Consider the following 7,016-nt stretch of genomic DNA (forward strand, 5'->3'; position numbering starts at 1 on the left):
CTCACATCCCCGTGCGGCAACCATATTACTGTATTTTCAGGGGCTTTCTTCACGGCAAGCTGATTCCAAGCGGGCCAAAAACGCGCTAGCAACAGCCGATGTCGTCAACCCAAATCCTGCCCGCCGCGACACGCGTAAAAACCCGGTCCACCTATCGCCGGATCAAAGCCTGGCTGGTCGCCCGCGCCACGCGGCCCGAAACCAGCCTGTGGCTGGTGATCCAGGTCGCGGTCCTGCATGCGGTGATCTGGACCTTCATCCTGATCAATCTGAAGGCAGCGCAGGACGTTCATATGGACGTCGCGGAAGCCTATGGCTGGGGCCAGAAATTCCAGCTCGGCTATGGCAAGCATCCGCCATTGTCGGGCTGGGTCGCGGGCCTCTGGTTCAAGCTGTTCCCGGCGGTGGACTGGGCGACTTACCTGCTCGCCATGGTGACCGTCGCCATTGGCATGGTGATCTGCTGGCGCGTCGCATTGCGTGTCGTCGACCGCAAGCGCGCCTTCCTCGTGCTGGTCATGGTCGCGCTCTATCCGATCTTCAATTTCAAGGGCTTTAAGTACAATCCGGATCTGCTGCAGCTCGTCACGCTGCCGCTGGTGGTGCTGGCCTATCTCAACGCCTTCGAGAAACGGACGTGGCTTTCAGGCGTCTGGCTCGGCCTCGCCGGCGCGCTGGCGCTGATGACCAAATACTGGGTGCTGACCATGATCGGCGCCATTGGCTTGGCCGCACTGATCCATCCCGATCGGCTTCGATTCCTGACATCGCCTGCGCCGTGGGTCGCGATCGCAACGATGGTCGCAGCGATGATCCCGCATCTGGTCTGGCTTGCGGACGCGCATTTCGTGCCGCTAACCTATGCCGGCGACACCTACAGCCTCGACGACAAGAATCTCGTTCACCAGCTCGTGCTCGGCTATGCCTTGCATAATTTTGCGCTGCTGGCATTGCCGGTCGCGCTCGCCGCGCTTGCCATGGCGCTGGTGCCGCCATGGTGGCGGCTGCTGCTGCAAAATCCCTGGCGCATCGTCACGCGGGCCTGGGCGCGCGGCGCCAATCCCGGTGTGAACGTGTCGCAAGCGTTGAATATCTGGATCGTCCAGATCATCGTCGCGGTCGGGCCGCCGCTCGGCGCGCTCGTCTTCTCGATCTATATGAAGACCGACTGGGGCATCTCGCTGTTCTTCCTGGTGCCGTTGGTGTTGATCGCGATTCCGACGCTGCGCGTGCAGCGCGCCAGCCTGTTCAACATCACCGCGATCTGGCTGGTGCTGTCGCTCGCGACGCTTGCCGGCTCGCCCTGGATCGTCGCGCGCGAGATGGCGGCGAACGCCGGCAACACGGCGACCTATGGCGCACGCTCGGAGCTGGCGCGCGAACTGACGCAGGCCTGGCGCACGCGCTTCGCCTCACCCTGGGCGGTCGTTGCGGGTACGATGGAAACGATCCAGCCGCTGGTGTTCTACAGCCTCGATCATCCGTCCGCGTTGCTGCCGTTAGAGGCCTGGGATTCCGGGCTGACATCGCGCGAGGATGTCAAACGGTTCGGCTTCATCGGTGTGTTCGATCCAGCCGACGGTCGCCTGCCGGCCTTCGAAAAGTGGGTTGCAGAGACCGCACCAAACGCCGAGCGCATGGTGATGACCACGCGCCGCTTCATCAACGGCAAGGCGGGACCCGCGATGAGCTGGAACGTCTACATCGCTCCGCCGGCGAAGTGACAGGCTACACGCCTTCTTCGTTGAACTTGCTCTCGACGAGCTCGGTGATCGCCGCGAGCGCGGCTTCGGCATCAGTGCCCGCAGCGGCAACGATGATGGTCGTGCCGGGGCCGGCCGCGAGCATCATCAATCCCATGATCGACGTGCCGCCGACGGTCTCGCCGCCGCGCGTCACCCACACCTGCGCGTTGAAGCGCTCGACCGCCTGCACGAACTTCGCGGAGGCGCGCGCGTGCAGACCGCGCTTGTTGGTGATCAGAAGCTCTTTTGAAATCGCACCACTGGGCACGCCCGCGCCGCCCTGATTCGCGAGTGGCGCGCCGTCGTCGCTCATTTGCCGGCGAGCACGCGGCTGGCAATGGTGACGTATTTGCGGCCCGCTTCCTGCGCCATCGCGATGGCGTCGGGCAGCGAGCGTTCCTCGCGAACTTTTGCGAGCTTCACCAGCATGGGAAGGTTGATGCCCGCGAGCACCTCGACCTTCGGCCGGCTCATGCAGGATATTGCCAGGTTCGACGGGGTGCCGCCGAACATGTCGGTGAGGATCGCAACGCCGTCGCCGGAATCGACGCGGCCGACTGCTTCCAGGATATCGCTTCGACAGAGATCGGAATCATCTTCGGCGCCGATCGTGATCGCTTCGATTTGCTTTTGCGGACCCATGACATGCTCAAGCGCTGCCTTGAATTCGTCGGCAAGGCGCCCGTGGGTCACAAGTACTAGACCAATCATCGGAAAAACTCCTCGCGGGCGCTTTTTGGTGCGCCGCACGAACGCGCCACTTTGACCATCCAGAGCCCCCGCGCAAGAGGGGATGTTGCGCATCTCCCGGAATCTGGCGGAATGGGACGGGGCTCTGCGCCGGTCTATTCGGTCGCGAGTGTGGGGTTCATATGGTTACCATTTCCCTTCAAACAATCGCCTGATGGGTTAACGGAAGATGAACTCTTGGTAGTGGTCAAGGCCGCGACAACCAGCGGGAGGGGCTGATAATCGGCTCCGACCGGGATTCGCGGTATTTCCACACCGGAAATGCATATTTTCAGGGCATCGGGCGAGGGAAGCCGCTCGGCATCGCCGGCAGCCAGGTCGACGACGAGGCCGACCGTCGCATGCTCCACAAAGTCGCAGCGGCGGATTCCGAGGCCGCGGATCTCGATCAGGCCGGCCAGATTCGGGGCAGGGCGTACGACTAATTCCTTACCGACTGTCGCCAGATGGACACGGTCATCGCCGACCAGAACGGCCCTTTCGATCGCCCCGGAGCGGCCGGCCGTGATGAGGTCGAAAGCGAGCCTCGACTTGCCGGCGCCGGAGGGGCCACGGATCAGTACCGCCCGATTCCCGACCCTGACGGCGGAGGCATGAATGCTGGCGCCGCCCTCGCTCATAGCGCCGGCAACCGCACCACGAAACGCGCACCGGCGACGGTCGATGCGCCGTCGGCATCGACCGGGCCCGGCCGGTTCTCGGCCCAGATGCGCCCACCATGGGCGTCGACGATCTGCTTGGAGATGGAGAGGCCGAGGCCGGAGTTTTGGCCAAAGCCCTGATGCGGACGGTCGGTGTAGAAGCGCTCGAAGATGCGCTCGAGCGCATCCTCGCGGATGCCGGGGCCGTCATCGTCGACCACGATCTCGATCTCGGAGCGCACGCGGCGGCAGGTCAGGCGCACCTTGCTGCCGGGCTCGGAGAACGATTGCGCGTTGGAGAGCAGGTTGGAGATCACCTGCCCGAGGCGCGAATCGTGACCGGTGACGGCGAAGCTGTCATTGGCGCTGCGGCCTTCGAAGCGCGTCTGGACCGCGACGTCGTGGCCGAGTTTCGTCTCGTTCGCGACCGAGGTGAGCGTGGTCAACAGGCGCCGGAGATCGACGGGGATCGCGTCCTGACGCTGCAATTCGGCGTCGAGCCGGCTCGCATCCGAAATGTCCGAGATCAGCCGGTCGAGCCGCTTCACGTCGTGCTCGATGACTTCGAGCAGCCGCGCGCGGCTGGTCTCATTGCGCGCCAGCGGCAGCGTCTCGACCGCCGAGCGCAGCGAGGTCAGCGGGTTCTTCAGCTCATGGGCGACGTCGGCGGCAAACATCTCGATCGCCTCGATGCGGCTATAGAGTGCATTCGTCATGTCGCGCAGCGCGCCGGATAGATGCCCGATCTCGTCGCGGCGGCGGGTGAAGTCGGGAATCTCGACGCGGGTCTTGATGCGGCGACGGACGCGCTCGGCGCTGTCGGCGAGCCTGCGCACGGGACCGGCGATCGTACTCGCGAGCAGCAGCGACAGCATGATCATGACGGCGGCCGCGACGCCGCCAACCTTCAGGATCGCGAGGCGCTCGGCGGTGACCATCTGGTCGATGTCGTCGCCCTGGGTGGACAGCATCAGCGCGCCATGGATCGCGCGCGAGCGCAGCACGGGGACGGCGACCGAGACGATCACCTCGCCGCGTGGATTGACGCGCACCATGCTGCGCTTCTGGCCCTTGAGCGAGTCGGCGACTTCCTCGTAGCCGTTGCCGTTCTCGGGCCCGAGCTCGCGGTACAGCGGCAGGTCGCCGCGGTTCAGCCAGGTGCGTATCCCGATCTTTGCGCGTTCGAACAGGCCGGGTTTTGCCGCCGGCGGCGGCAGGTCGAGCCGCAACACGTTTTCGAGGTTGCGGCTGTCGAGCAGCAGGCCGCCATTGGGATCGTAGATGCGTGCGCGCGTCTTGGTCGGCGAGATCAGCGTGCGCAGCACCGGCGCCACGCGCTCCGGATTGATTGGGAAATCCAGCGGCGAATAATCGTCCGAGCCGCCATAGGTCTCGCCCGGCTTGAGATCGAGCAGCCGGTCGGGATCGATGGTGATGGCGTTGGTCTGCACGGTCGCGGACGCCGCGATCGCGCCGGCTATGATTTCGCCCTGAACCAGGAGGCTCTGCGCACGCGCGTCGATCAGGCCGGCGCGGAACTGCGAGAGATAGAGGATGCTCGCGACCAGCGCGACGAGGCCGGCGAGGTTGAGCGAGACGATGCGGCGGGTAAGGCTCGAGAACGAGAGCGCGAAGAAGAACTGGCCGGCGCGGATCAGCCAGCTCAGCGGACGCCAGCCTTTTGCCTGCGGCGCCTGGCCGGCCGAATCGTCCTGTACGCCGTGGGACGCGACGTCCTCGGCGCTCAGGTCGGCATCAGGCTGGGTCCGGTCAAGCAATGCTCACGCCCGCGTTAGGACTGGTCGTGCGGTTGTTTCCCGGCATATTAGCCGAGCCCGACGGCGACGTCAGTCCGCAAAGTCCCCGACTGAGGCGCGTGGCCTCAGGCTTCCTTGAAGCGATAGCCGACGCCGTACAGCGTCTCGATCATCTCGAAATCGTCGTCGACCACCTTGAACTTCTTGCGCAGCCGCTTGATGTGGCTGTCGATGGTGCGGTCGTCGACGTAGACCTGGTCGTCATAGGCGGCGTCCATCAGGGCGTTGCGGCTCTTCACCACGCCGGGCCGGGTCGCGAGCGCCTGCAGGATCAGGAATTCGGTCACGGTCAGCGTGACCGGCTCGTTCTTCCAGGTGCAGGTGTGACGTTCCGGATCCATGCGCAGCAGGCCGCGATCGAGCGCCTTGGCATCGTTCTCCTTCGGCGCGACGGTCGGATCCTTCGGCGCCGAGCGGCGGAGCACCGCCTTGACGCGCTCGACCAGCAGGCGCTGCGAGAACGGTTTGCGGATGAAATCGTCGGCGCCCATCTTGAGGCCGAACAGCTCGTCGATCTCCTCATCCTTGGACGTCAGGAAGATTACCGGCAGGTCGGACTTCTGCCGGAGACGGCGCAGCGTCTCCATGCCGTCCATGCGGGGCATCTTGATGTCGAGGATGGCGAGGTCGGGCTGCGTGGTGCGAAAACCGTCCAGCGCCGAAGCGCCGTCGGTATAAGTCATGATGCGGTAGCCTTCGGCTTCCAGCGCGATCGAAACGGATGTGAGAATGTTGCGGTCGTCGTCGACCAAAGCGATTGTGGGCATGAGCCTGCTTTCCGTTTGGTGTGGCTAAAACGGCGAGCAATCCATTGATGCGCCGCATACATGGGGTTCGAGCTTTGTCACCGAGCAATGCAAGCTGGGCTGAAGTGTGACGAAGTTCCACGAAACGCGACAATCCGGCCGCGTTTCGACCCATATCCGAGACCCCGTTTAGCCGAAAAAAGCCTCGCCGCGCAACCATATAAGCCAGGAAAAGCCGATGCAGCCGACCCCCGATTTCGACCCCGGAAAGCTCGCCAAATCGCTGCTCAGGCGTTGCAGGCAGGGCGCGCTGGCAACCCTGATGACCGGCAGCGGCGATCCCTATTGTTCCCTGGTCAATCTGGCTGCCTATCCGGACGGCTCGCCGATCCTGCTGATTTCGCGGCTTGCCATCCACACCAAGAACATCCTGGCCGACAGCCGGGTGTCCCTGATGCTCGACGAGCGGGCCCCCGGCGATCCCCTGGAGGGCGCCCGGATCATGCTGTCGGGCCGGGCCGAGATGGCAGGCGAAGGCGAGACGGAAATCGTGCGGCGGCGCTACCTCGCCGTCCATCCGTCAGCGGAAGACTTTGTTTCCTTTAAGGATTTCTCGTTCTTCCGGATCATACCGGCGGGAACCCATCTGGTCGCCGGGTTTGGCCGGATCGTGGATCTCAAGCCGGAGCGATTTTTGACGGATCTGGTGGGGGCAGAAGACTTGCTCGACGCCGAGGCGGGCGCGGTTACGCACATGAATGAAGACCACCGCGACACCATGAACCTCTACGCGACCAAGCTGCTCGGCGCGGCCGAGGGCGACTGGCGCTGCACCGGCTGCGACCCCGAGGGGATCGATATGCAGTGGGACCAAAGCGTCGTGCGGTTGGAGTTTCCGGAGCGGGTTACGAGCGGAACCGAGCTGCGCAAAATGCTGGTCAGACTAGCGGGCGAGGCCCGCGCCAAGGCCTGATAGTCTCGCTGTAAGTTGAACGGCTGCGGTGATCGTTGCGACCTATGCCCAGAGGTCGCGAGCGAGAGGTTTCATGACACGGGTTAATCGATTGGCGCTGGTCGCAGGTATGGCGTTCGCCGTCAGTGCCTGTCTGTCCGTGCCGGCTCTCGCTCAAAACCTGTCCGCGCAGAGCGCAAAAATCGAAGAGCTCAGCCGCGCCGGCAAGTATTCTGAAGCGCTGCCGCTCGCGCAGGCGATGGTTGCCAACCTCGAGAAGACTGACAATGCTCGCGACCTCGCGAGTGCCCTGAACAATCTCGCAAAAGTCTATGCCGATCTCGGCCAGGACGATCAGGCCGAGC

General features: G+C 64.2%; 7 protein-coding genes and 1 pseudogene. 3 read left to right on the forward strand and 5 right to left on the reverse strand.

The features are described 5' to 3' along the window. The first annotated feature begins 98 nt into the window (after window positions 1–98). On the forward strand, window positions 99–1,724 hold the full coding sequence (locus C2U70_RS12280; RefSeq protein WP_140978275.1) for a glycosyltransferase family 39 protein: 1,626 nt from the start codon (window positions 99–101) through the stop codon (window positions 1,722–1,724). 4 nt (window positions 1,725–1,728) lie between these two features. Here the strand turns inward: C2U70_RS12280 and C2U70_RS12285 are convergent, their stop codons facing one another. From C2U70_RS12285 to C2U70_RS12305, 5 genes are all read right to left on the reverse strand, one after another. Continuing rightward, a complete protein-coding gene (locus C2U70_RS12285) occupies window positions 1,729–2,058 on the reverse strand; it encodes an HPr family phosphocarrier protein (RefSeq protein WP_140978276.1) in 330 nt (109 codons plus the stop codon). Further along, window positions 2,055–2,456, reverse strand: a complete 402-nt coding sequence (locus C2U70_RS12290; RefSeq protein ID WP_140978283.1) for a PTS sugar transporter subunit IIA — start codon at window positions 2,454–2,456, stop codon at window positions 2,055–2,057. Before C2U70_RS12290 ends, C2U70_RS12285 begins: the two co-directional genes overlap by 4 nt. Window positions 2,457–2,590: 134 nt before the next feature. Beyond that, entirely contained in the window at window positions 2,591–3,115 is a 525-nt protein-coding gene (locus C2U70_RS12295) for an HPr kinase/phosphorylase (RefSeq protein WP_140978277.1), read from the reverse strand. Next, the gene (locus C2U70_RS12300; protein ID WP_140978278.1) at window positions 3,112–4,914 is read right to left on the reverse strand and encodes a sensor histidine kinase; all 1,803 of its coding nucleotides are present in this window, start codon (window positions 4,912–4,914) and stop codon (window positions 3,112–3,114) included. The genes C2U70_RS12295 and C2U70_RS12300 overlap by 4 nt, the downstream gene beginning before the upstream one ends. A gap of 104 nt (window positions 4,915–5,018) precedes the next feature. Next, window positions 5,019–5,720, reverse strand: a complete 702-nt coding sequence (locus C2U70_RS12305; protein WP_140978279.1) for a response regulator transcription factor — start codon at window positions 5,718–5,720, stop codon at window positions 5,019–5,021. A 217-nt stretch (window positions 5,721–5,937) separates the two neighbouring features. Here C2U70_RS12305 and C2U70_RS12310 point away from each other — a divergent pair, with 217 nt between their 5' ends. Both C2U70_RS12310 and C2U70_RS12315 read left to right on the forward strand, forming a co-directional pair. After that, window positions 5,938–6,672 (forward strand): HugZ family protein, encoded by a 735-nt coding sequence (locus tag C2U70_RS12310; RefSeq protein ID WP_140978280.1) that lies wholly within the window; start codon window positions 5,938–5,940, stop codon window positions 6,670–6,672. A 73-nt stretch (window positions 6,673–6,745) separates the two neighbouring features. Then, window positions 6,746–7,016 (forward strand): annotated as a pseudogene (locus C2U70_RS12315) (hypothetical protein); the annotation flags it as partial.

Origin of the sequence: Bradyrhizobium guangdongense (assembly GCF_006483445.1) — a bacterium.
Lineage (GTDB): Bacteria > Pseudomonadota > Alphaproteobacteria > Rhizobiales > Xanthobacteraceae > Bradyrhizobium > Bradyrhizobium guangdongense_A.

Bases quoted from the DNA above. Each gene is read 5' to 3' on its own strand.
- C2U70_RS12280 (WP_140978275.1), top strand. From the start codon at position 99: ATGTCGTCAACCCAAATCCTGCCCGCCGCGACACGCGTAAAAACCCGG.
- C2U70_RS12285 (WP_140978276.1), bottom strand. From the start codon at position 2,058: ATGAGCGACGACGGCGCGCCACTCGCGAATCAGGGCGGCGCGGGCGTG.
- C2U70_RS12290 (WP_140978283.1), bottom strand. From the start codon at position 2,456: ATGATTGGTCTAGTACTTGTGACCCACGGGCGCCTTGCCGACGAATTC.
- C2U70_RS12295 (WP_140978277.1), bottom strand. From the start codon at position 3,115: ATGAGCGAGGGCGGCGCCAGCATTCATGCCTCCGCCGTCAGGGTCGGG.
- C2U70_RS12305 (WP_140978279.1), bottom strand. From the start codon at position 5,720: ATGCCCACAATCGCTTTGGTCGACGACGACCGCAACATTCTCACATCC.
- C2U70_RS12310 (WP_140978280.1), top strand. From the start codon at position 5,938: ATGCAGCCGACCCCCGATTTCGACCCCGGAAAGCTCGCCAAATCGCTG.